Source organism: uncultured Campylobacter sp., assembly GCF_938015785.1.
Lineage (GTDB): Bacteria > Campylobacterota > Campylobacteria > Campylobacterales > Campylobacteraceae > Campylobacter_B.
The window spans coordinates 31,447-53,096 of sequence record NZ_CALLWC010000016.1; the positions used below are offsets into that span (position 1 = coordinate 31,447).

General features: G+C 51.0%; 24 protein-coding genes and 2 pseudogenes. 19 read left to right on the forward strand and 7 right to left on the reverse strand.

Translation table 11 applies throughout. The annotated features are described in order from the left end of the window. Positions 1 to 67: 67 nt before the first annotated feature. Positions 68 to 337: a hypothetical protein gene (locus Q0393_RS02080; protein ID WP_298977507.1), complete on the forward strand. Its 270-nt coding sequence runs from the start codon at positions 68 to 70 to the stop codon at positions 335 to 337. Here the strand turns inward: Q0393_RS02080 and Q0393_RS02085 are convergent. From Q0393_RS02085 to Q0393_RS02115, 7 genes and pseudogenes are all read right to left on the reverse strand, one after another. Beyond that, entirely contained in the window at positions 319 to 1,008 is a 690-nt protein-coding gene (locus Q0393_RS02085; protein WP_298977509.1) for a hypothetical protein, read from the reverse strand. The genes Q0393_RS02080 and Q0393_RS02085 overlap by 19 nt on opposite strands. After that, complete coding sequence (locus tag Q0393_RS02090; RefSeq protein WP_298977510.1) at positions 1,008 to 2,273, reverse strand: N-acetyltransferase; 1,266 nt, start codon at positions 2,271 to 2,273, stop codon at positions 1,008 to 1,010. The genes Q0393_RS02085 and Q0393_RS02090 overlap by 1 nt, the downstream gene beginning before the upstream one ends. A gap of 128 nt (positions 2,274 to 2,401) precedes the next feature. Continuing rightward, positions 2,402 to 3,517, reverse strand: a complete 1,116-nt coding sequence (gene aroC, locus Q0393_RS02095; protein WP_298977513.1) for a chorismate synthase — start codon at positions 3,515 to 3,517, stop codon at positions 2,402 to 2,404. Positions 3,518 to 3,792: 275 nt separating this feature from the next. Beyond that, positions 3,793 to 4,455 (reverse strand): annotated as a pseudogene (gene rnc, locus Q0393_RS02100) (ribonuclease III); the annotation flags it as partial. A gap of 232 nt (positions 4,456 to 4,687) precedes the next feature. Next, positions 4,688 to 4,867 (reverse strand): hypothetical protein, encoded by a 180-nt coding sequence (locus Q0393_RS02105; protein WP_298977515.1) that lies wholly within the window; start codon positions 4,865 to 4,867, stop codon positions 4,688 to 4,690. Positions 4,868 to 4,975: 108 nt separating this feature from the next. After that, complete coding sequence (rnhA, locus tag Q0393_RS02110) at positions 4,976 to 5,398, reverse strand: ribonuclease HI (RefSeq protein WP_298977518.1); 423 nt, start codon at positions 5,396 to 5,398, stop codon at positions 4,976 to 4,978. After that, complete coding sequence (locus Q0393_RS02115; RefSeq protein ID WP_298977520.1) at positions 5,376 to 6,401, reverse strand: tetratricopeptide repeat protein; 1,026 nt, start codon at positions 6,399 to 6,401, stop codon at positions 5,376 to 5,378. The genes rnhA and Q0393_RS02115 overlap by 23 nt, the downstream gene beginning before the upstream one ends. Before the next feature lie 60 nt (positions 6,402 to 6,461). Here Q0393_RS02115 and dnaG point away from each other — a divergent pair, with 60 nt between their 5' ends. The 18 genes and pseudogenes from dnaG (at position 6,462) to Q0393_RS02205 (ending at position 21,569) form a co-directional block, all read left to right on the forward strand. Next, entirely contained in the window at positions 6,462 to 8,636 is a 2,175-nt protein-coding gene (gene dnaG / locus Q0393_RS02120) for a DNA primase (protein WP_298977521.1), read from the forward strand. A gap of 9 nt (positions 8,637 to 8,645) precedes the next feature. Then, a complete protein-coding gene (locus Q0393_RS02125) occupies positions 8,646 to 9,629 on the forward strand; it encodes an argininosuccinate synthase domain-containing protein (protein ID WP_298977523.1) in 984 nt (327 codons plus the stop codon). 26 nt (positions 9,630 to 9,655) lie between these two features. Then, the gene (locus Q0393_RS02130) at positions 9,656 to 10,231 is read left to right on the forward strand and encodes a hypothetical protein (protein WP_298977524.1); all 576 of its coding nucleotides are present in this window, start codon (positions 9,656 to 9,658) and stop codon (positions 10,229 to 10,231) included. Positions 10,232 to 10,332: 101 nt separating this feature from the next. Then, positions 10,333 to 11,340 (forward strand): AI-2E family transporter, encoded by a 1,008-nt coding sequence (locus Q0393_RS02135; RefSeq protein ID WP_297942846.1) that lies wholly within the window; start codon positions 10,333 to 10,335, stop codon positions 11,338 to 11,340. Between the two features lie 101 nt (positions 11,341 to 11,441). Beyond that, positions 11,442 to 11,801: a nitrous oxide-stimulated promoter family protein gene (locus Q0393_RS02140; RefSeq protein WP_298977526.1), complete on the forward strand. Its 360-nt coding sequence runs from the start codon at positions 11,442 to 11,444 to the stop codon at positions 11,799 to 11,801. Positions 11,802 to 12,055: 254 nt separating this feature from the next. After that, entirely contained in the window at positions 12,056 to 12,832 is a 777-nt protein-coding gene (locus tag Q0393_RS02145) for a hypothetical protein (RefSeq protein WP_298977527.1), read from the forward strand. Positions 12,833 to 12,914: 82 nt separating this feature from the next. Then, positions 12,915 to 13,460, forward strand: coding sequence for a molybdenum cofactor guanylyltransferase (locus Q0393_RS02150; RefSeq protein WP_298977529.1), 546 nt, complete (start codon positions 12,915 to 12,917; stop codon positions 13,458 to 13,460). Next, the gene (locus tag Q0393_RS02155) at positions 13,450 to 14,589 is read left to right on the forward strand and encodes a phospholipase A (RefSeq protein ID WP_298977530.1); all 1,140 of its coding nucleotides are present in this window, start codon (positions 13,450 to 13,452) and stop codon (positions 14,587 to 14,589) included. Before Q0393_RS02150 ends, Q0393_RS02155 begins: the two co-directional genes overlap by 11 nt. Before the next feature lie 154 nt (positions 14,590 to 14,743). Further along, positions 14,744 to 15,670 carry a branched-chain amino acid transaminase gene (locus Q0393_RS02160; protein WP_298102814.1) on the forward strand — a complete coding sequence of 309 codons (927 nt, stop codon included), beginning with the start codon at positions 14,744 to 14,746 and terminating at the stop codon, positions 15,668 to 15,670. Between the two features lie 8 nt (positions 15,671 to 15,678). Next, entirely contained in the window at positions 15,679 to 16,755 is a 1,077-nt protein-coding gene (locus Q0393_RS02165; RefSeq protein ID WP_298977532.1) for an SPFH domain-containing protein, read from the forward strand. A gap of 291 nt (positions 16,756 to 17,046) precedes the next feature. Beyond that, positions 17,047 to 17,361: pseudogene (gene hisI, locus Q0393_RS02170) on the forward strand (phosphoribosyl-AMP cyclohydrolase); the annotation flags it as partial. An 18-nt stretch (positions 17,362 to 17,379) separates the two neighbouring features. Next, complete coding sequence (locus Q0393_RS02175; RefSeq protein WP_367179163.1) at positions 17,380 to 18,102, forward strand: phosphoribosyl-ATP diphosphatase; 723 nt, start codon at positions 17,380 to 17,382, stop codon at positions 18,100 to 18,102. A gap of 107 nt (positions 18,103 to 18,209) precedes the next feature. Then, the gene (locus Q0393_RS02180; RefSeq protein WP_298977534.1) at positions 18,210 to 18,818 is read left to right on the forward strand and encodes a hypothetical protein; all 609 of its coding nucleotides are present in this window, start codon (positions 18,210 to 18,212) and stop codon (positions 18,816 to 18,818) included. Next, positions 18,751 to 19,191: a hypothetical protein gene (locus Q0393_RS02185; RefSeq protein ID WP_298977536.1), complete on the forward strand. Its 441-nt coding sequence runs from the start codon at positions 18,751 to 18,753 to the stop codon at positions 19,189 to 19,191. Before Q0393_RS02180 ends, Q0393_RS02185 begins: the two co-directional genes overlap by 68 nt. 122 nt (positions 19,192 to 19,313) lie before the next feature. Further along, positions 19,314 to 20,204 (forward strand): NTF2 fold immunity protein, encoded by an 891-nt coding sequence (locus tag Q0393_RS02190; protein ID WP_298977538.1) that lies wholly within the window; start codon positions 19,314 to 19,316, stop codon positions 20,202 to 20,204. A gap of 124 nt (positions 20,205 to 20,328) precedes the next feature. After that, entirely contained in the window at positions 20,329 to 20,460 is a 132-nt protein-coding gene (locus Q0393_RS02195) for a hypothetical protein (protein WP_298977539.1), read from the forward strand. Positions 20,461 to 20,542: 82 nt separating this feature from the next. Continuing rightward, positions 20,543 to 20,911 carry a hypothetical protein gene (locus tag Q0393_RS02200; protein ID WP_298977541.1) on the forward strand — a complete coding sequence of 123 codons (369 nt, stop codon included), beginning with the start codon at positions 20,543 to 20,545 and terminating at the stop codon, positions 20,909 to 20,911. A gap of 130 nt (positions 20,912 to 21,041) precedes the next feature. Further along, on the forward strand, positions 21,042 to 21,569 hold the full coding sequence (locus tag Q0393_RS02205; RefSeq protein WP_298977542.1) for a hypothetical protein: 528 nt from the start codon (positions 21,042 to 21,044) through the stop codon (positions 21,567 to 21,569). Positions 21,570 to 21,650: the final 81 nt, after the last annotated feature.

A 21,650-nucleotide genomic window follows, 5' to 3' on the forward strand; every position in this document is an offset into this window, starting at 1 on the left:
TCACCGTCTCGCTTTCGACGCGTTTAAGAGCGCAGGATATTTGCAGAGGCGCTTGCGGCGAGGCGAGTTGCGACAAGCCGTGGTTATCTCAGTCAAGCAGACACTAGCAACTCATCTGAAGCTGCTTAGAGGATTGCTTCGGGTGCCGAGCGATCTCATCTGCGACTGCTTCGAGTACCGAGAGATCCCATCTACGATTGCTGTGAGTAGAATTTTGCTCGAATCCAGCCCCAATCTCGCCGCAAAATACTCGCGCAGTATCCGCCTTTGCGCTTCGTTTACGTTTAGTTTTACCCAGACATCCAGCGGGTCTAAATTTCACGCCTTAATGTCGTAGCTGAAATTTTTCAAAAAATATATCCGTAAAGCTTCGCGCTCGGCGCGGCTGGGACGGATGCAAAAAAATACCGCCGCGCCCGTATCGTCTCTCCCGCGCAGTAGCAGGCAATCGCGCAGTCGTAGCCCCGCTCGTCCGTCTAGCCTTCGCGCGACGACGAGCTTTGAAGCGATCAAAATCGCAAAAATGCCCGCCGCTGCATAGATCGCAGCCTCGGCAAAGCCGAATTTGATCGTCAAAAACACGCCTGCGACGTATGCGAAAAGAAGCAAGAATTTTAAAATTTCTTGCAGTTTCAAAAACCGTTCGTAGCTTAGAAACGGCACGCGAAACGTCCGCACGAAGCCGAACGACGGCTCTATCAGATCGACGCATCCAAGCATAAGATCGTATTTGTCTAGCCCTCTGCGAAAGGATATTTTAAGCTCGTCAAATTCCACGCGCGCCGCCTCTTTGCTACCGCTTCGCAGATAAAGTAACGCCAAAAACATAAAAACGATCGTCAGGCTGGGCTTGGCTTGCTGCGAGCGTAGCGGGCTGTCCGTGTAAAACAGCTCCCCCGATCCGCCGATGTCTAAAGAGATAAAAATGCAAAAAAACGCAAGGATAGAGGCGGAGAAAATTCTATAAAATGTATCGTCGCAGATGAGGCTAAATTCGGGCTTTTGCATTAGTTTTTATATAGCGGCGTGTCGGTGATTTTAAATCTAAATTTATTACCCGCGCCGATAAATTTCACGAAGCTCGCTACGTCAAATCCCTGCTGCGACGCGCTTAGCGGCGGCTTAGCAAGGATCTCGAAGCTTAGCCCCGCGTAGTTGAAAAACTTGCCGCAGCGCCGAAAGCCGTGCCTGCCGTAGAATTCTATGCGGCGCAGGCGCTGCGCGAGGTTGGGCGCGTCCTCGTGCGGCGGCTCGACGTCAAGGACGATTTGCGCGCTCGGATTTTGCTCGGCGATGAGCGCGAGCAGCCTTGAGCCGATCCCCAGCCCGCGAAATTTCGCATCGATGCCGAGGTAGGCCACGTAAAAAATCTCGCTCTCCCCGCCGCTTGAGGGTTCGCTCTCATCGTAGCGCGAAATTTCGCCTTCCGCGGTACCTGACGAAATTTTGCCCTCTGCGGCGCTTGATGAAATTTCACCCCTTCTGGCGCTTGATAAAATTTCGCCGCCCGTACCGCAAATAGAACCGTCCGCGGCGATTGAAATTTTGCTATCTGCGCTCGCATTTAAAATTTCATCGCCGCTAAAAGGCTGCGTTTTTCGGTCTGCGATTTTACCGCTTGTAACGCTAAAAAATTTTGCTTCTGAAAATTTTACTTCGTCGCTTGAAATTTTATCATCTGCGCCGTCAAATTCCGCACCGCTATAGGCTTTGGATCTTAAAATTTTATCCGCATTTAGGCGCGGCGGCGGCTGTTTGTGGTGCGAAACCGCGCGCTTGTAAGTTTGCTCGGTTCTATAGACGAAAAAGCCCACCAGCTCCTCGCCGCTTAAATTTTGCGCCGCCGCATTTGAATTTTCGCTTGCCTCCGCGCTGGGATTTTTACTTTCCAAGCTGGATTTTTCACACGCCGCATTGGATTTTTTGCCTATCGCGCTGCGATTTTCGGAACTCAAAGAGGCTAATTCTGCCGCGCCGCAGTTGCTCGCATTGAAATTTTTACCCGCAGCGTCACGATCTTGGCTAGCTTCGCCGCGATCTTGCGATCCCACGCATAAATTTTCACTCGCCGCCGCACGATTTTTACCCGTAGCGCCGCCAGCGACCAGGGCAGTAAAATCTTCGAAAATCGCTGCGATTTCAAGCTGTCCTTTACGCGACATTTTTAAAAAATTTTTTATGCTGATGCGCTCGATTTCGGGGAAGGCTGCGACGTTGATCGCCTCTATGCGCACGATCAGTGCCGAGTCCTCGCCGATACGCTCAAGTCTCATTTTGCCTCCTTGTCGCGATAGGCTTACCGCGTAAATTTAAAATTTGCCAGCCCCACTCGCGGGAATTTCATCGCTCGGCCCTTAAAATTTCATTAAATTTCGCAAAATTTAAGGGCGCCCGTCTAAATTTAATCCTCGCCGTAAATTCGCTTTAAATTCCCCAGCGTCGCGCTCGCGTTTAGCAGCAGCGCATCGGCGATCGCCAGCCGCGCCATCGCGGTGGCTACGACGCTGCCGCGCACGGCGATACACGGATCGTGCCGCCCGCGCAGCTCGTAGATCGCGTCTGCGCCGCGCACGTCCACGCTGTGCTGCGCCATGAAAATGCTCGGAGTGGGCTTAAAATGCGTCGCAATCTCGATAGGTGCGCCGCTACTTATGCCGCCTAGGATCCCGCCTGCGTTGTTGCTCGCGAAACTTGCGCCGATCTTGCCGCCGTTGGTGCGGATCGCATCCTTGCTAGCGCCCATGAAATCGTTATTTTCGCTGCCTTTTAGCGTGCTTGCCTTCACTCCCGCGCCGATCTGCACGGCCTTTACGCCGTTTATGCCCATCATCGCGCCCGCAAGCGTCGCATCCAGCTTACCATACAGCGGCTCGCCGAGCCCAGCAGGCACGCCCGTAACGCGCGTTATCACGCAGCCGCCGATACTATCGCCCGCATTTTTGACGCTTAGGATTAGTTCCTTCTGTGCGCCCTCCACAGCGGGATCGAGCGCGAAAATTTCGCTGTTTTGCACAAAGTCGAAGTCCAAATTTTCCGCGTAAATTTCGCCCACGCCGTAAACCCCACTTTTTACGGAAATTTTAAAGTGATTTAGCAAAATTTGCGCAAACGCTCCCGCGGCCACGCGTACGGCGGTTTCGCGCGCGCTTGCCCGTCCGCCGCCTCGGTGATCGCGCAGTCCGTATTTGGCAAAATACGAAAAATCGGCGTGTGCGGGGCGGAAAATATCCTTGAGATTTTCGTAGTCCTTTGAGTGCTGATTTGCATTGCGGATGATAAATCCGATCGGCGCGCCGGTGCTGCGACCGTCAAAAATTCCGCTTAAAATTTCGATCTCGTCGGCTTCTTTGCGCGGCGTAGCGTATTTGCCGCCCGGCTTGCGGCGGTCAAGCTCGCTTTGGATATTTGAAATCTCGATCGCCACGCCTGCCGGAAAGCCGTCCAAAACGCCGCCGATCGCCGCGCCGTGGCTCTCGCCGAAGGTGCTAAGGCGCAATCTCTCGCCGAAGGTGTTCATAGTGCGTCTCCTTGGTCGCCGCTGCTTTGCTTATCCGTATCGCGCACGCTTCGCTCATTGCTTTTTTTAGCGCTCGGCGTGCCGCCCGATGTGCCGGCACGGTCGCTCTTTTTGCCGCCTCTATCATTATGCTCGCTCTTTGTGCTGCCCCGCGCTCGTCCGCCGCCATTTCTTGAGCCTTTTTCACCGTTCTGAGCGCGGTTTGCGCCGCTTTGTGCGTCGCCGCATGCTGTTTGCTCGCCATTTGTCGCGCTAGTGCCGTGCGAGGCGCCGTTTTGTAAAAGCTCTATCGCGATTTGCGCGCATTTTTGCTCGGCTTCTTTTTTGCTAGCTCCCACGGCGGATGAGAGCCGCCTGCCGCCAACAAGCGCCGCCATTTCGAAGCTTTTTTTGTGATCGGGGCCGCTCGAGCCTAAAAGGACGTATTCGGGCGTGACGCCGAATTTTGCCTGCGTGAGCTCTTGCAGCGCGGTTTTGTAGTCTCGCACGAGCTCGTTAAAGCTGATGCGCGGATAGAGGATTTCTAAGATTGCGGTCGCGATGCGGGCGGTGTTTTGCAGCCCGCTCTCAAGATAGACGGCGCCCATTATCGCCTCAAAGGCGTCCGAAAGCAGCGATGGCTTCTCACGCCCGCCGTTGCGCTCCTCGGACAGCGACATATTCAGGTTCTCGCCGATGCCCAAAAATTTTGCAAATTTAGAAAAGCTGCTTTCGTTCACGAGTGCGGCGCGCAGCTTGCTCAGATCGCCCTCGTCGCTACTAAATTTTTTGAAAAGATACTCGCCCACGATCAGATCCATCACCGCATCGCCTAAAAATTCCAGCCTCTCGTTGTTATGCCCGTTTTTGGCGCTTTTGTGCGTAAGAGCGATCTTGAGGTGGGTTAAATTTTTAAATTTGTAGCCCAGTTTTTCTTGTAATTTTTCTAAATTTTGCATCTTTGCCCTTTTTTATAAAATTTTACAAAATCCGCGGCAGCTCGCACGCAAACGGCATCCGGTGCGAACAAAACCTACGCAAGCGAAGCGAACGAGCGCAAGCACAGCCCGCGCTAAATTTGTATTAACGCCGAATGAAACGCGCTAGCGCCAATCTGCGGCGAATAAAATTTAAACGTGCCCGCCAATTCTAACGCAAACCGCGCCGAAGCCCACTTGCCGCAAACGAAATCTACACTAAAAACAGACCCGCCGAGAATATAAGTCGCACTAAAGCCTGCTCGCTGCTAACGAAATCTCCGCCGAAGCTCGTCCGCTCATAGACCCAATCCACGCACAAATAAGTGCGAGCTTGCGCGAACGACGCAAATGAATAGAGCGCACCGAAGCCCGATTGTGTAAGCAAACGCACTAAAACCGACTTTAGCGATAAAATTTACGCCGAAGCGGCTCTGCGTGCAAAGCAAACGCGGGTAAATCTATGCTTAATCCGCGCAACCGCAAGCTTCGCCGCAGAATTTTAGCCCTTTATCGCTTCCGCCGCCGCGCGAGCCATAGCGTCGCACTCCTCGTTTTGCGGATGACCCGCATGCCCCTTGACCCACGAGGCTTTGATCTCGTGAGGTGCTGCCGCCGCAAGGTATCTGCGCCACAGATCCGCGTTTTTCTTGCCCTTAAAATCGGTAACGATCCACTTTGCAAGCCAGGAATTTACCGCTTTAACGACATATTCGCTATCGGTAAAAAGCTCGACGCGGCAGGGCTGCTTAAGCGCGCTAAGCCCCATTATAGCGGCCGTTAGCTCCATTTGATTATTGGTAGTCATCGCTTCCGCGCCGCTTGCCTTTTTTATCGCGTCGCCGTATTGCAAGATGTAAGCCCAGCCGCCCGCTCCAGGGTTTCCGAGACAGCTGCCGTCGCTAAAAAGTTTGACCGATTTCACCGCTTTTCTCCGAAATTTGCGCTCTAATCCCCATGCTGCCTAGCTCGTAGCAGACCGGGCAGCGGTGCGAGAAGAGCCCCACCGAGCTTTTGCACTTCGCGCAGGTGTAGCTAAAGCTAAGCCCCGCGTCCTCAAAGCCCGCGTCCTTCATAGCCATAAGCGCATTGATCTCAAAAATTTTACTCGCGCTCTGCGGCTTTTGATCGCTTTTTCCAAGCGCGTAAAAAAGCGCGTTGTATTCCGCATCCTGCGTATTTACCGCCGCAGGGGAATCATAGATCAGATCGATAGCCTGCTCGATCGGCGGGAAGCGGTCAAAGCCATCCATAGGCTCTTTGTTTTTGATAAAAAGCTCCATGCAGAACCGCCCCGCGCCTTTGAAATTTAGCTTTGAAATTTTAGCGATCTTTTTATTAAACGGCGTATTGGCGTCGTTTGCGATGATCTGGGCGCGCTCGAACTGGCTTTGGGCATATACTTCGGCGTCCTGCTCGCGCAGCGCGTCAAGCACCTCAAGCGCCTCATTAAAGCGCTTCAGCCGCTCATAAATCACCGTAAGATGCGTAAGAGCCTCTTTGTTTCTCGGGCGCAGCTTCAGCGCCTGCAAAAACACCTCTTCGGCGCGCCCTAAAAAGCCCGCTTTGAAATATACGATACCGAGATTGGTGAGGATAAACTCCCTCTGCACGCCGCCGCTAGCCTTGCCTAGCGCGATTAGATAAATTTCTATCGCGCGCTCGAAGTCGCCGCTTTTGACGAAAGAGCTAGCTAAAATTCCAAGCGTCGGGATGTCTATCTGCGGGCTTGCCAAAAGCTGCCTGTGCTCCGAGCTAAGCGCGTCTAGGGTGTCAAATTTTTTGATGAAATTCTCTAAACTCTGCCTCTCGTTTTTTTTAGAAAAAACTCCCCAAATGTAGCTTAGAATCGACACTAGCAAGATTATGCTTATCAGCATGATAAGCCCGAAAATCGGGTCGCGATCGTCTAAGAAAAAATTATCCAAATCAAACCTCGTCGCAAAAATAAAGGGCAATTATAGCAAAGTGCGGGTATAATTTCGCTTATGATTAAAAACGAAAGCATAGAAAATCTGCTGGCCACCGTAGATATCGTAGACGTCGTAGAAAAATATGTCCCGCTTAAGCGCAGCGGCGCAAATTTCGTAGGCGTCTGCCCTTTCCACGACGATTCGCACCCGAGCATGAGCGTGAGTTCAAAGCTTGGAATTTTTCACTGCTTTTCGTGCAAAGCAGGCGGAAACGCGATTAAATTTATCCAAGATTACGAAAAGATAAGCTTTCCCGAAGCGGTCGAAAAGCTTGCGGGGATGTATAATTTCGCGCTGCAATACACCGGCGCCAAAGTCCAGGAGCGCAGCGAAGAGAAGAAGGTGCTCGGGATTTTAAATGCCTACTACCAAAGCTGCCTTTATCAAAATCCTGTCGCCGTGAAGTACCTGCACGATCGCGGACTGAGCGATCAAAGCATTCGCAAATTCGGCCTTGGCTACGCTGGAGCTAGCGCGCAGACGATCAGGGTTTTGCAAAACGAAGAAATTCCGCCGCAAGACGCGCTAAATGCGGGCGCGGTGAAGCAAAACGAGCGCGGGCTTTATGCTAGCTTCATCGAGCGGATTACCTTTCCGATCTACAATCACGCGAGCAAGCTTGTGGGCTTCGGCGGTCGTACGATAAGCGATAACCCCGCCAAATACGTCAATTCGCCGCAGTGCGCGCTGTTTGATAAATCTAAAATTTTCTACGCATTCGACCTTGCGAAAAAAAGCGCGATCGCTAAAAAAACCCTCATCATCACCGAGGGCTACATGGACGTTATCATGCTTCATCAAGCGGGCATCGATAACGCCGTAGCGGTACTCGGCACGGCGCTGACGCCTGCTCATCTGCCGCTTATAAAGCGCGCGGAGCTTAACGTCGTGCTTAGCTTCGACGGCGACGCTGCGGGCATCAATGCGGCGATAAAATCGGCGCGGCTTTTGTGCCTGAATAAGATCGACTCAAGCGTCGCTATAATCGGCGGCGGCGCCGATCCTGCGGATATGATCGCGGCGGGCAAGGTACGCGAGCTAGAGCAAATTTATGCTAGCGGCATGGAAAGTGGGGAGTTTCTGATCCGAAGAATCGCTAAAAAATACGACCTCGCCCGCCCCGTGCAAAAAGAAGCGGCGCTAAATGAGATCAAAGAATTTACCGCAGCGCTCGGCCCCGTGCTCGCCGAGTCCTATCAGAGTTTAGTGGCGCAAATTTTAAACGTCTCGCCGGGCTCGTTCAATCTCGCTGACGGCGGTAAAAATTTCGGCGCGGACTTTGAGGGGCGAAATTTTAACGGCGGCGCGGATTTCGGCTCGCAAAATTTTAATGCAAGCGGAAATTTCGGCTCTTTCGAAGGGCGCGGTGCAGACGGCAGGGGCGGTGCGAGCGGGAGCTTAAACGGCGGAAATTTTGTTCGCACGCAAAACACGGCGCGCTACGAGAGCTCTGCGCCGCCTGCGGCTTCGGCGAGGGGTGGGCGGACGCTACTGCGCCGCAAGGAGATCGCGGAACTTCAGATCATAAAATCTATGCTGCTTGATGGCGAGATGGCACAGCTCGGGCTCGGCTGCTTGGAGCGGCGTGATTTTCGCATGCACGGCGATATTTTTGAGGCGTTTTTGGCTTTCGCTCGCAGCGGCGGGGATTTTAAAAATTTCATCGCGGGCGAGGACGGTAATGTAGACAGCGCCTCCGAAAATTTTACCGCAGACGGCGCTGGAGAAAATTTTATCCGTAGCGAGAGCGTAAATTTAAAAAGCGGCGAGAATTCTAGCGAGCAAAATTTTAACGGGCAGGGCTCCGCAAGCGTCGTAAATTTAAAAGATTCTGCGCAGCAGGGCGCAAACGGCGGCGAGAAGCAAGAGGGTGCAAATAACGGCGAGAAACGGAGCTCAAACAACGTCGCAAAGCAAGGCGAAAAGAAAGCTGCCGCTCAAAATGTTCAAAGCGCTCAAAGTATCCAAAATACTCAAAACGCCGAAAGCAAAGCCCTTGAAAATCTGCGCGCTCTAGCACTGGACGATGAAATTTTGCCGATCGGCGGCGCGGCACTTTTTAACGACGCGTGCAAAATTTTACGCCGCAACGCCCTGCAAGATCTGATGCAAAAGCTCAAAAACTCCGATGCGCCCGACAAGATCGAGCGTATCTTGGAGTATCAAAAAAAGATCAATCAACTCAAGTAAAGGAACGAAATGAAGGCATTGGCGCTCTTTAGCGGCGGGCTTGATTCCATGCTCGCGATCAAACTCATCGTCTCGCAAGGCATCGAGGTGCTCGCGCTGAATATGGATATCGGATTTAGCGGTAAGGACGATAAGAGCGAGATTATGCGCCGCAGAGCCGCAGCCGCGGGGGCAGATTTTAAAAGCGTCGATATCAGAAGCGAATATCTGCGGCAGGTGCTTTTCGAGCCCAAATACGGCTACGGCAAGCACTTTAACCCCTGCATCGACTGCCACGGATATATGTTTAAGACCGCGCTTGCGATGCTGCAAAGCGAAGGGGCGAGCTTCATCATCACTGGCGAGGTGCTCGGACAGCGCCCGATGAGCCAACGCGCGCAGGCTCTAGCGCAGGTCGGCGGGCTTAGCGGCGATGAGGAGGGGCTGATACTGCGTCCGCTGTGCGCGAAACTGCTGCCGCCCACGACGCCTGAGATCAAGGGCTGGGTCGATAGGGGCGCGCTGCTTGATATCAGCGGGCGCGGGCGGGCTAGGCAGATGCAGCTGGCGGCGGAGTTCGGCTTTGAGGATTACGAAACGCCCGCAGGAGGCTGTCTGCTGACCGTGCAGAGCTTCAGCGAGCGGATCAAGGATGCGGTAAAATTTGAAAAGATCGAAACGCCCGCGGACGCTGAAATTTTAAAATTCGGTCGCCATCTGCGCCTGCCTGAGGGCGCGAAGCTCATAATCGGGCGAGATGAGAGCGATAACAAAAAGCTTGCCGAAGTGCAAAATCCGAAATTTAGCGAGATAAAATTTAAAGATGACGTCGTGGGCGCGCTAAGCCTCATAAGCAGGGGCGCGAGCGAGGCGGATAGAGAGCTTGCGGCGAGTCTGGCGCTGACATACGCCAAAACGGATGCCGCGCGCAGCTACGCCCTGCTCATAGAGGGCAGCGAGCTGAGCGCAAGCCCCTTTGAGAGCAAGGATGCCGCCCGCGAGTATTTTGTGTGATAGGCCTATAAGGATTCGAATGTAATATGGAGCTTGAACGTTTTCCTGGTATAAACATTATAGTTGAAGAAAAACGTGTTATTTTCGAATTAAAAATTAAAAACCAAAAATCTGTATATATGTGCCACCCATTTACAAATAACACTGGAGGTATTGCGTTTGTTGATAGCATAAAATTCTTAGAATTATGGCGTAATAGTAAAATTGATGTAGATAAAGAAATAAGCAATAAAACGGAAGATGGTTGGCGAGACGATTACAAATATAGTTGGGCAGAAGAGGGCTTTAAACAGGGTCTTGGTAATCCTGTGCCATTGGCTAGAGTTTGTTGTTATTCTGATGAGTATTATGTACCAATAAAAGCAAGATGTATTCCGTTTTTTAAAAAGAAATATGTGAAAGAAACAAAATACGCTTGTTCATTTTCTGACGGAATAACACGTACTATTTGGCTGCTTTCTAATGGAGTAAAATCATTTCCAGTACATTTAAACTCCTCCGATGAGACAAAAATATTGGCAAAATTTGCAGGTATTACAGAAAATTCTTATTATATAAAGACAGAAATTCAAAGTGAACTGAATTTATGGGATAAGAAATGATATATAAAATTTTAGTCATAAATTTATGGAATTTTAGTTAAAATCCTTTCATCAAAATTTCGCGTAAAAGCTCTGCGAAAATGTCAAATTTAGGAGAATCCTTGAAGCTTCAAATGTCCTTGATGTCGGTTGCCTGCGTCGTAATCATCCTGGCTGGTCTTAAAGCCGCGCAGGCTATCGTCGTGCCATTTTTGCTAGCTATTTTCATCACGGTGCTTGTATCGCCACTGGTGCTTTACGTCCAAAAGATCCGCGTCGGGCGTGTTTTTAGCTTCCTCATCATTACTTTCGCTTTCGTGGCGATTATAGTGTTTTTCGGTGCGGTCATCTTCGATGCGATCAAGGAATTTTCAGCGCGCCTGCCCGAGCTTCAAGCAAAATTTGAAGAGGTGCTAGGAGGCGTGAGTGCGAAGCTCTCTCGATTCGGCATAGAGCTTAACGCCGCAAGTCTGGGCATCGATCCGAGCGAAGCCGCCGCGCAGCTATCTGCGCTACTGCGCAAAACAGGCTCGATAGTCTCGACGGGATTTTTCATTTTTATAATGGTTTCATTTATGGTCTTTGAAAGCTCCGTAATAGACGAAAAAATCCGCTATTTTTCGCAAAGTAGCCGTGCTACGCACACTTTCGTGAAGAAATTTGCCTCCAGCCTCAAAAAATATCTACTAATCAAAACTATCGCTTCAGCTTGCACCGGCGCGCTCATCGGACTTGGGCTGTGGGCGCTCGGAGTTCCTTATGCTGCGCTATGGGGGATTTTAGCTTTCGTGCTAAATTTTATTCCTACGATAGGCTCGATCGTAGCGGTCTTTCCGACGCTTTTCGTGACGCTAGCTACGATGGATATAAGCTCTAGCATCTGGACTATCGCAATCTATTTAGTCGTAAACGTAGCGATCGGAAATATCATCGAGCCGCGATTTTTAGGGCAAGGGCTCGGGCTTTCAACGATCAGTGTGCTTGCAGGACTACTGCTGTGGGGCTTCGTGCTTGGTATCGGCGGGCTATTTTTGGCTGTGCCGCTTACGATGAGCTTGCAAATCGCGCTTGCTTCAAACGACAAAACACGCTTCATTGCGACTCTATTAAGCAACAAGGTCGAGAGATAAAGCGAAATTCCGCGGAATTTAAAATTCTATAAATTTTAGCTTGAGCGCGCTCAAGAGTATTTTTGTCTCTTTTAGATAAAATCTGCCCCAAAGGATCAAAGATGACGAGTGAAAAATTTATTTACGAAGTAAACACGGTGACGAAATTTATTCAAATTTACTGCGATGGCAAGCATGCGGATGCGCCTAAAAAAGATGGCGCTGTGCTTCATGACTACAAAGACGATAAGGGGCTCGTGCAGACCCACTTTCATCTCTGTAGCGACTGCGAGCGGATGCTACGTTACGCCTACGCGCGCCTGCGCGCCTGCCCGCATACCGAAAAGCCACGCTGTCACCACTGCCCGCATCCGTGCTACGAGCGTGAAATGTGGGTAAATATGGCTAAGATGATGAAATATAGCGGCATGAAGCTTGGGCTTACGAAGATCAAAAAGATTTTTTCGTTTAGAAAAAGCTAATTTGTGCGGGCAATTTAGTTAAAGTTTGCGGGTAAAATTTATCTCTGCAAACCCGCTTCATCTCTACACAAAAAAGTATAAAAAAGCAGCGTGAGAACAAGCGTAAAAAAGATATAAAAATCAATCAAAATACTAAATCTTAGCGCCTAAAATTCTGCCTTGCAAACGCAAATCCTCCGCAATCCTTGATAATAAATAATTAAATTTGAGTTTATAGTTTTAAGTTAGAATTGTGCCCAATCAAAGGAGAAAATATGAAGGTCATTACCATCGCGATCGTTAACGGCAAGGTCGTAAACGAAAAAGAGCTGATCGCAGGCATCATCGACTACGACGATTTTACCGCAGTCGCCGAGCAGCTCCGCAAAGCACTGAAATCCTCTTATTTTACGGCCAACGAGCATGCTAGAATTTATAAAAAAATCAGCGCCGAGACGGGCTTTAGACGCGTGCGATTCGACTACAAACCGTATAAAGATAAAATTTCAAACCTCATCGCCCAGGGCTACACCGTCAAGGCGATCTTAAAAAAGATCGGCGAGGAGGACGAAGCGTTTAAAAGCGCCGTCACCGCCGCAGGGCTTACGCACTTTATCTCCGTGACATTCAAAGATGAAAAAACAAGGCTTCGCGCAACCGCCAAAAAAAGCGAGGATTTCTTATACGCGTATCGCTTCGAGATCAAGAAAATGCACTTCCAAGGCGTTAGCAATAAAGAAATTTTAAAGTATATGAAATCTCAATACGAAAAGGATTTTGCAAAAGTAAGCGAGCGCGATCTTGCCGCTTTTATCGAGGCAAACGCCGTGCTTGATACCGACCGCAAACTCTCGCTGTATAAAAAGCCGAGCCTTTATGATCCGCATTTTAGCGAGATTATGAAGCTTTACGCAAGCGGCATGCGCGTCTACGATATCTGGAAGACGCTTAAGGCCAAATACCCCGAGCTAGCCAAGCTTCAAGCGCCGAGCCTTTATCAGTTCATCGCAAATAACGCTCTTGGCAAAGCTAAATATATGCAAAAAGACTGATATGTTCGCGCTTCTTTCAAATTTTACTTTCAAATTTAAAATTTCGCCGCGATAAAGATCGATAAAAGCCGGTGAAATTTCGATGAAAACCTGCGTCATTCTCTGCGGCGGCAAAAGCTCGCGTTTCGGCAGCGACAAAACGCTGTTTCCATTCCGCGGGCATCCCAGCATGACGCACTTTCTTTTCTCGCGCCTAAGCCGCGAGTTTGAGCGGGTTTTCGCCTGCGCCAAAAGCCCTAAATTTAACCCGCCGCTTCCTATGATCTACGACGAATTTGAGGAATTTTCGCCGATGGGCGCGCTGTATTCGGCGCTGAAACCATTTAGCGGCGAGCGCATTTTTATTATCCCCGCCGATATGCCATTTGTAGAAATTGCCACCATTCGCGCGCTTAGCGAGCAGGAGGGGCAAATTTGCGTAGCGGGCGACGACCTGCACAGACACAGCCTGTGCGGATTTTTTGACGCAGATCTCGCGCCGCGCGCGCTTGAGCTCTACCGCGCAGGAGAGCATAAGATCGGCGCACTCATCGGATCTGCAAATTCCAAAGTGCTAAATTTCAAAAACAAAGAGCAGTTTTTAAATATAAATTATCAAAACGATTTAAAGGGCGTAGATGAAATTTAAAGCTTTAGCGCTCGCGCTTTGCGCTATGAGCCTAGCCGCGCAAGACCTGACCGAGCTGTACGCAAAGGCCGGCGAATACGAGGCCAGGGGCGATTACAAAAATGCGATGATCTATTACAAAAAGATCGCCGCGGCAAGTCTAGCGGAAAGGGGCGAAAAGTCGCGCCGAAATTCTACGGAAACAAATTCTATCGCGCCCGCAGAAAACCGCGCTTCGCACGATGATACCGCCGTTTTAAACTCTGCGGTGCCGCAAAATTCTTTAGCACAAAATTCCGCCATGGCGGAATCCAGCGCGCTAAATTCCGCTGCATCAAATTTCGCAGACGCAGGCTCGGCTGAGTCAGGCTCCGCGTCAAATTTAACATCGAATTCCGCCTCGCTCTCGCAAAATTCCACTGCGCTGGATTCCACGCCGCAAGGCGATCAAAATGGTCGAAATTTTGGATTTTTAGGGCTTAAATACTACGAGCCGATCTATATGCTCTTTACTCACGATTTTAGCAAAAAACCCGATCGCAAGGCGGATGAGCTGCATTTTGAGTTTAGCTTCGAGCGCCCGATTGCCTACGACGCGCTGGGACTTGGAGAGAAAATTTCGTTTGCTTACGCGCAAAATTCCTGGTGGCAGATCACGCAGGATAGCGCCCCTTTCCGCGAGAGTAACTACCGCCCCGAGCTTTACGTTAGCGCGCCGGTGCCGTTTGCGGACGAGTTAAAATTAGGCGCAATGCACGAGTCAAACGGCAAGGGCGGCGAGGAATCGCGCTCATGGAATAGGCTCTACGCCCAAAGTACCTGGAGTGCGGACGGATTTTCTATCACCCCCAGAGTGTGGTATGCGTTTTGGCTGGACCGCACGAACGAGGACATCGCGGATTATATGGGCTACGGCGATCTGCGCGCGTCATACACCTTCGGCAAACAACGACTTAGCGCTCTGTGGCGAAACAACCTGCATTTTGACGGCAGTAACCGCGGCGCGATCGAGCTAAACTACAGCTTCCCGATCTTTAATAGCGGATTTTACGGCTATCTGCGCTACTTCAATGGCTACGGCGAAAGCCTCGCGGATTATAAACGCAGTGTCAATAAGATCGGCATCGGGCTTTCTTTCGTAGAATTTTAATGCCATCTGCACCGAGTTGCGGGCCAAATTTAAACTCACGACTCGTTGTGCGTCTTAAAATCGCATCAAATTTCAACCGCTTTTAAATTTCTTAGAAATTAATATTGTTTTAGCTAAAATCACAGATTAAATTTTAAACAAAAGGATCAAAAAAATGGCACAAATTCAAGAGGCCGAGTTCATCTGGAAAGACGGCAAACTAATCCCCTGGGCGGAGGCCACTACCCACGTTTTGACGCATTCTCTGCACTACGGAAACGCCGTATTTGAGGGCGTACGCGCTTATAAAACCGACAAAGGCTACGCGATTTTTCGCCTAGACGAGCACACTGCCCGTCTTGAAATTTCGGCAAAACTCTGCCTAATCAAGCTTCCGTTTAGCTTCGAGCAGCTTCGTCAGGCCCAGATCGACGTTGTCGCGAAAAACCGCTTCGATCAGACCGTTTATATCCGCCCGCTAGCGTACTTCGGCTACGGCTCGATGGGCGTTTCGTCCAAGGACTGCTCTGTAAATGTCGTCGTCGCAGCGTGGCAGTGGGGCGCGTATATGGGCGAAGAGGCGCTACGCAAGGGCATCAAAGCCAAAATTTCATCGTGGATAAAGCCGGCGCAATTTTCGATGATGGCAAAAGCCAAAGCGAGCGCGAATTATTTCAACTCGCAGATGGCAAATTTCGAAGCGGTCGATGCGGGGTACGATGAGGCGATACTGCTCGATCCGCAGGGCTTCGTCGCGGAGGGGCCGGGCGAGTGCCTATTTATCGTAAAAGATGGGCTCATCATCACTCCGCCGAACGACACCAGCTTAGAGAGCATCACTCAAAATTCGGTCATAGAAATCGCGCGCAGCCTGGGCTACGAAGTCCGCAGAGAGCGCATCGCTCGCGATCAGCTCTATGCCGCTGACGAGGCGTTTTTTACCGGCACCGCCGCGGAGGTCACGCCGATTAGCAACATCGACGGCAGGATCATCGGCAAGGGTGAGATGGGCGAGGTCACGAGCCGCTTGCAGAAGGCGTATTTCGCTGTCGTTACGGGCAAAGACCCGAAATTTGAGCACTGGCTCACTTACGTTAAATAAGGACGCGCATGCCTGCGGATTTGAATGATTATTTTAATAAGAAAAACAGCGACAAAAAAGGCGGGAATTTAAATTTTAAAATTCCTAATTTCGGAGGGATGGGCAAGTTTAGCGGCGTGCTTTACGTGATAATCGCGCTAATCGCGCTGCTCGTGATTGCAAAGCCCTTCGTTACGATCCAATCGGGCGAAGTGGGGATCAAGTCAAATTTAGGTAAATACGATCCGACGCCTCTTGGCGCGGGACTTCACTTTTTCGTGCCGTTCATACAAAACATCTTCGTAGTCGATACCCGTATGCGTATCATCAACTACACCAGCAGCGAGGATTTGAGCTCGGATATACCGGCTAAAAGCGGCGCGGGCGGCATCATCCGCAAAAATTCCCTCTCTGTTTTGGATTCGAGAAACTTGCCCGTCAGCATCGACATAACCGTGCAATACAGGCTCAACGAAGCTACGGCGCCCAACACGATCGCCGAGTGGGGCTTTTTGTGGGAAGACAAGATCATCGATCCGCGCGTAAAGGACGTCGTACGTAGCGTCATCGGCAACTACACCGCCGAGGAGCTGCCGACCAAACGCGACGAGATCGCTAAAGCGATCGACGACGGCATCCGCAAAAATATCGAAGCGCTGGCGAATTCGCCCGTGGATCTGCTAGCCGTGCAGCTTCGCGAGATCATCCTACCGGCGAAGGTAAAGGAGCAGATCGAGCGCGTGCAGATCGCCAAGCAGGAGGCCGAGCGCACCAAATACGAGGTCGAGCGCGCAAACCAAGAGGCTCTTAAAAAGGCAGCTCTTGCCAAAGGTAACGCAGACGCCGTTAAAATCGAGGCTCAAGGTCGCGCCGATGCCGCCAAGATCGAAGCCGACGCGCAAGCCTACGCCAACAAAGAGATCGCAAAGAGCTTGGATGCAAATCTTTTAAGCCTCAAGCAGATCGAGACGCAGGCTAAATTTAATGAGGCGTTGCGCGAAAACAGCGACGCGAAAATTTTCCTAACGCCGGGCGGCGCGGTACCTAATATCTGGGTCGATACGAAAGATAAGGCGAAGCAAAGCGCCATCGAGCGGGAAAATTAAAATTTCAGGCAGTTATACGCCCCGATTTCGCGAACTAAATTTAATAGCGAGTTGCTCCGGGCGAATAAGATTAACTCGCGACTTCGTGAGTTAATCTTAGCGGCGAGTGCGAAAGCTTGTGATAAACAGAACTCGCGCTCGTCGTAACTTGAGCCTAGCGGTCGCTTAAAATTTAGCCGCTAGATTTGTCCTTTAAATTTACGAGGCGTGCCGCTTCGTAAATTCATAACTCAAATTCCGCGTGCGGCGGCTAAATTTAAGGCGCGTGACTTCGCAAACTAAGGATCAAAGATGAAGGTAGATTGGCAAAAATTAGGCGGGCTGCTCCCTGCGATCGTTCAGGACGCGGGTGACGACGCGGTTTTGATGCTCGCGTATATGAACGAAGAGGCGCTAAGCCTGACGCTGCGTACCGGCTACGCGCACTACTTTTCGCGCAGCAAGGGACGCATCTGGAAAAAGGGTGAAGAGAGCGGTCATGTTCAGCTTGTGCGAGAGGCGTTTTTGGACTGCGACAACGACGCGCTGCTGCTTAAAGTCGAGCAGTGCGGCGGATCCGCCTGCCACACGGGCGCGCGAAGCTGCTTTTTCAAAGAGATTTCTCTGCAAAAATACGGCGAAAATGTGGGGAGCTCGAGTGCTTGCGGCGCGATAAATTTTGCAGAGTACGGCTCTGCAGCCTCTCTCGTGCAGAAACATTCCGCGAATTCCCGCGCAGGGCAGAATTCCGCTTCTTGCGACGGCTCGGTGGATTACGCGCCCCAAAATTCTATTGCCCGTGACGGCTCGCAAAATTTTATGCCTCAAAATTCCACTGCCTCTTGCGATCGACAAAGCTCTGCGACACAAAATTTTACGGCAGCAAATTTCATCGCGACGAATTCCGCCGCAGAGCGCAGCGAGCAAAATTTAGACGCCGCCGCGCAAAATTCCACGCTCGAAAGCTCCACAGAAAAAGGCCCGTACGGCATTTTGGACGAAATTTATCACGTCTGCTTGGATCGCAAACTAAACGGCGAGCCCGCGCTCTCCTACGTCGCCTCGCTCTACGCGAAGGGCGAAAACGCCTATCTCAAAAAGATCGCCGAGGAGGCGTGCGAGTTCGCGCTGGCGTGCAAGGACCTCTCGCGCAGCGAGCTTTACGCAGACGTCGCGCGTGAGAGCTTCGGCGAACACAGAGTGGGCGAGCCGCGATACGATGTGATTTACGAGGGAGCCGATCTTTTATTTCACCTTCTGCTCGCACTTACGGCGCACAATATCCACCCGGACGCCCTACTTGACGAGCTAGCGCGCAGGCAAGGGCAAAGCGGCATCGAAGAAAAGCGTCGTCGCGAAAAAAGCTAATTCTGCCTTGCGGCGACCGCGAGTTTATTTAGAGCAAAGCACGCCTGAAGCGAGCCGTAAAACTCGGAGGCGATTTTACGCCGCGGACGCAAATTTAAAGGTCGATAATGAACGAAATTTTAGAGCGAATTTACGAAATAGAAAACATCGCCGAATTAGAAATTTTTCTGCGCGCTTGGGATCGAATTTTAATCCGCGAGCGGCTGCTAGGCGAATTTGACCGCTACGCCTTTTATAAAAACGCTAGCGAGTGGAACAGGGCCGTTAAAATTTGCGAATGCCTAGCGATCGTAGGCTGGGACGAGCGCGAGAGCTTAGAAGCGCTGCGCGGGAAATTTTACAACGGGCAGCCCGCGACCTATTTTTTAAATGCGCACGGCGAGCCGCGCTTTGTAGAAGCTACGTGGTCGAAACGCAAAACTGGGCTAAGTATGCAAGACGACGATACGTTCTTTCACGAAAGCCCGGACGCGGCGGGCAAAACGCTCGCACGCCCCGTAAAAGAGGACATTTGTGACCTCAAGCTAAATAGCCAGCGCAACTGGATAGCCAAAAATCCGGTCCGCATCACGCGCGCTATCAGCAACTGCTACGAAAACTCGCGCGCCGCGATAGAAAGCCTATTTGAGGATCTACAACCGGCGCTTAATGCTAAAATACGCCCTAAAAATTTACGGCTGCGCGATCAACTACATAAAGCTATCGTGCGCATTTAGCTTCTCGGATGACGGCTGCAAAACAAACTACATCATCGCGCCCGATAAGCCGCGCCTAAGCTCGCAGCGCGCCTGGGAGCTGATACACGAAATGATGAGCGAGGAGCAGAGGCGCGCGGGCGGTTACTATCTGCGAAATAGATTTGAGTATTCGCCGTTTAGAAAAGATACGGGCAAAACGGGCGCGCTGATACATTTCGAGCGCGAGTTTAGCGAGCTAGCGCCCATGGAGCAAAAGCGAAAGGTGGGCGAGTATTTTTTGACGGCGCTAAAGCAGATCGCGCAAAAGCAAAGCAGGCTTAAGTATGATTTCGCCGCGATGATAGAGGATTTTAGTAAAATTTTAGGCGAGTGGACGGCGGCTGAAATTTAGCGTGCGGCGGCGCGGCGCCTTAAAACACATCGGCGGCGTGCAAATCCGCGCGTAAATTTCAGCGCCTTGCGTAAATCGTAAAATTTCACTAAAATTTTAAAATCAAATTTAAAGGATAGATGATGAGGCAGATCACGATGCAGGAGGCTTTGGACGCGATTAGCGAGCGCTACTGCAAAGGCCATCACTACGAAAACGTAGCACTCACCGATGAGATGGTGCGCCGCATCTGCGAGGTAAAAAGCCTCATAAATATGGGCTTTATAGCCACGGCGATTACGGACACGGCGCTACAGCATCTAGCCACGCTGCCGAAGCTTGCGTATCTGTTTTTGCAAGATAGCGATAAGATAAGCGGCGAGGGCTTTAGATACTTTGCAGAACACGCCAAGCTCGAACACATCGGTATCGAAAACGTTAGCATCACGGATGAGGGGCTAAAAGCGATCGTGCAAATCCCGAAGCTAAAATCGCTGCGCCTGGTCAATTCGCGCGTGAGCTTTGCGGGGCTGCTAGCCGTAGCGGATACGAAAATCCAGTTTTATCTAGACGGCGGGCAGTTTAGCAAGGAGCAGATTGCGGAGTTTGAGCAGGCGCAAAGAGACGCCGCAAAGAACAAAAAGAAGCTCGATCCAGATGACCTGGCGGCAGCGCAGAGTGCGCTTTTAGAATTTTTCACGGCGATGAGCGAGTGGGAGAAATTTGCCACATCGCGAATTGATGATCTGGACGACGGCGAGGTGCAGCGCAGATGCGACGAACTCTTTGCGCGCTACTGCACGCCCGTTAGGCGCAGCGGCTTCCGCCCCGAGGGCATTTCGTTTTCGATGGCGGAAGGCGGCACCTACGGCGGATACGAGCTAACGGACGCCGAATGCGAGAGCAAAAATAAAATTTACATCTACGCCAAGGACGAACACGGCTTTGCGCGCCGCTTCCTACTCGTGCGTAAGGACGGACGCTGGCTCGTAGACAGATGCCAAGGCATGGACGGCAAAAACCGCGGGCTGTAAAATTTGAGCGCGAAACGGAGCTCAAATTTCATCCGCGACGCGACTGCAGAGATAAAATTTAGCCTGCCGAGGACACTGTGATAAAATTTCATCGGCGCTGCAAAAACAAAGATAAAGAGGGCAAATGAGCGGTAAAATTTCTGCGTACGACGCGCACGGCGATCAAAGAAAGGCGCGAATGAAAAGGCGAATTTTCTCCGAGCTGGGCGGCTTCGTGATAAAGGGTCCTCGCGCTGCTAGCGCGCTATCTGGATGAGTACGGGCTTGCGAACGGAGACGTTCTTGCTTATTTTACGCAGACCGAGCACGAGAACGCGGTCACAAGAGAGGGCATCGCCGTGCCGATATTGGGCGTTCGCAGCGATTATTACGATTTTGCGGTTACCGTGGGCGAGGCGGATGAGAAGATATTCGCACAAAACGGAGCGGAAATCATCTCTCGCGGTTGGGTCTTTCACTCATCAGGCACGCTAAAGATCGCAGGCATCGGCTATTTGAAAGATATGAGCCGCATCGGCGAGCAAAACAGCCTAAGCTTTAAGTTAAAGCGCGGTCGGTACCGCTTGGAAATTTTAGGCGGATACAGAAGCGCAAATTTTAACGGAGAGCCCGCTTCCTGCGACGATACGCCCGTTTTTCATCTGCGGCTTACGCCTTCCGCCGAGCCTAAATTTAGCGGCGATTTGGAAACGCCATTTTATTTTTAGCCGAATTTATAAAATTTCGCGCAAAATTTCTCTTTAATGCGCGACGGGTAGGCAAATTTATAAATTTAGCCGCATTTAACCGCTGCGCTGAGTAAGATGCTATAATCGGCGCCAAATTACGGGAGGCGAGATGATTTTTGACGAACTTATGGATGCGCTGGCGAAAAACGGCTGGCAGATACGGCGTAGGGATGAAATTTGCTCGCCGCAAAGCGAATTTTTGGGCGGCAGATTTAAAAATTTAAGCGAAGATTTTTACCGCTTCGTTTGCTCTTTTGAGACTTTGCATGACGCTGCGGACGCCGTTTGGTTTGTGTCTGCTAGGGATTATGCGTCGTCAGGCGCGGACGAGGCGGAATTTTGCTACGGAGATTTTGAAAAAGATAGCCTGGAATGCGCGGCTAATGATGCGGAAAGAGCCGCCGTGAGCGCGTTTTGGAGCGGGTGCTTGCCGTTTTTGTTTTCGGTCAGGGGCGAGCGCTGCTTCGCGGGCATCCTCGCGCAGGGTGCGGACGCGGGCAGGATCGTATTCGGCGCGGAACCGATCTATGAGGATACCCTGGTCATCGCGCATAACTTCGAGGAGTTTATCACCCTATTCCTTGCCGCACTCACGGATAAAAGCGCCGCGAAATATCCGCTTTCTTGCTTTGTATAACGTAGAATTTACTTGGATAATTTTAAGCTTAGTATAACTGCTTTAACCTTATCTTGGTTTAATTATATTATTAAATTCTTT

Bases quoted from the DNA above. Each gene is read 5' to 3' on its own strand.
- dnaG (WP_298977521.1), top strand. From the start codon at position 6,462: ATGATTAAAAACGAAAGCATAGAAAATCTGCTGGCCACCGTAGATATC.
- Q0393_RS02140 (WP_298977526.1), top strand. From the start codon at position 11,442: ATGACGAGTGAAAAATTTATTTACGAAGTAAACACGGTGACGAAATTT.
- Q0393_RS02165 (WP_298977532.1), top strand. From the start codon at position 15,679: ATGCCTGCGGATTTGAATGATTATTTTAATAAGAAAAACAGCGACAAA.
- Q0393_RS02190 (WP_298977538.1), top strand. From the start codon at position 19,314: ATGAGGCAGATCACGATGCAGGAGGCTTTGGACGCGATTAGCGAGCGC.
- aroC (WP_298977513.1), bottom strand. From the start codon at position 3,517: ATGAACACCTTCGGCGAGAGATTGCGCCTTAGCACCTTCGGCGAGAGC.
- Q0393_RS02155 (WP_298977530.1), top strand. From the start codon at position 13,450: ATGAAATTTAAAGCTTTAGCGCTCGCGCTTTGCGCTATGAGCCTAGCC.
- Q0393_RS02085 (WP_298977509.1), bottom strand. From the start codon at position 1,008: ATGCAAAAGCCCGAATTTAGCCTCATCTGCGACGATACATTTTATAGA.
- Q0393_RS02160 (WP_298102814.1), top strand. From the start codon at position 14,744: ATGGCACAAATTCAAGAGGCCGAGTTCATCTGGAAAGACGGCAAACTA.
- Q0393_RS02145 (WP_298977527.1), top strand. From the start codon at position 12,056: ATGAAGGTCATTACCATCGCGATCGTTAACGGCAAGGTCGTAAACGAA.
- Q0393_RS02185 (WP_298977536.1), top strand. From the start codon at position 18,751: ATGCTAAAATACGCCCTAAAAATTTACGGCTGCGCGATCAACTACATA.
- Q0393_RS02205 (WP_298977542.1), top strand. From the start codon at position 21,042: ATGATTTTTGACGAACTTATGGATGCGCTGGCGAAAAACGGCTGGCAG.
- Q0393_RS02150 (WP_298977529.1), top strand. From the start codon at position 12,915: ATGAAAACCTGCGTCATTCTCTGCGGCGGCAAAAGCTCGCGTTTCGGC.
- Q0393_RS02130 (WP_298977524.1), top strand. From the start codon at position 9,656: ATGGAGCTTGAACGTTTTCCTGGTATAAACATTATAGTTGAAGAAAAA.
- Q0393_RS02125 (WP_298977523.1), top strand. From the start codon at position 8,646: ATGAAGGCATTGGCGCTCTTTAGCGGCGGGCTTGATTCCATGCTCGCG.
- Q0393_RS02180 (WP_298977534.1), top strand. From the start codon at position 18,210: ATGAACGAAATTTTAGAGCGAATTTACGAAATAGAAAACATCGCCGAA.
- Q0393_RS02195 (WP_298977539.1), top strand. From the start codon at position 20,329: ATGAGCGGTAAAATTTCTGCGTACGACGCGCACGGCGATCAAAGAAAG.
- Q0393_RS02090 (WP_298977510.1), bottom strand. From the start codon at position 2,273: ATGAGACTTGAGCGTATCGGCGAGGACTCGGCACTGATCGTGCGCATA.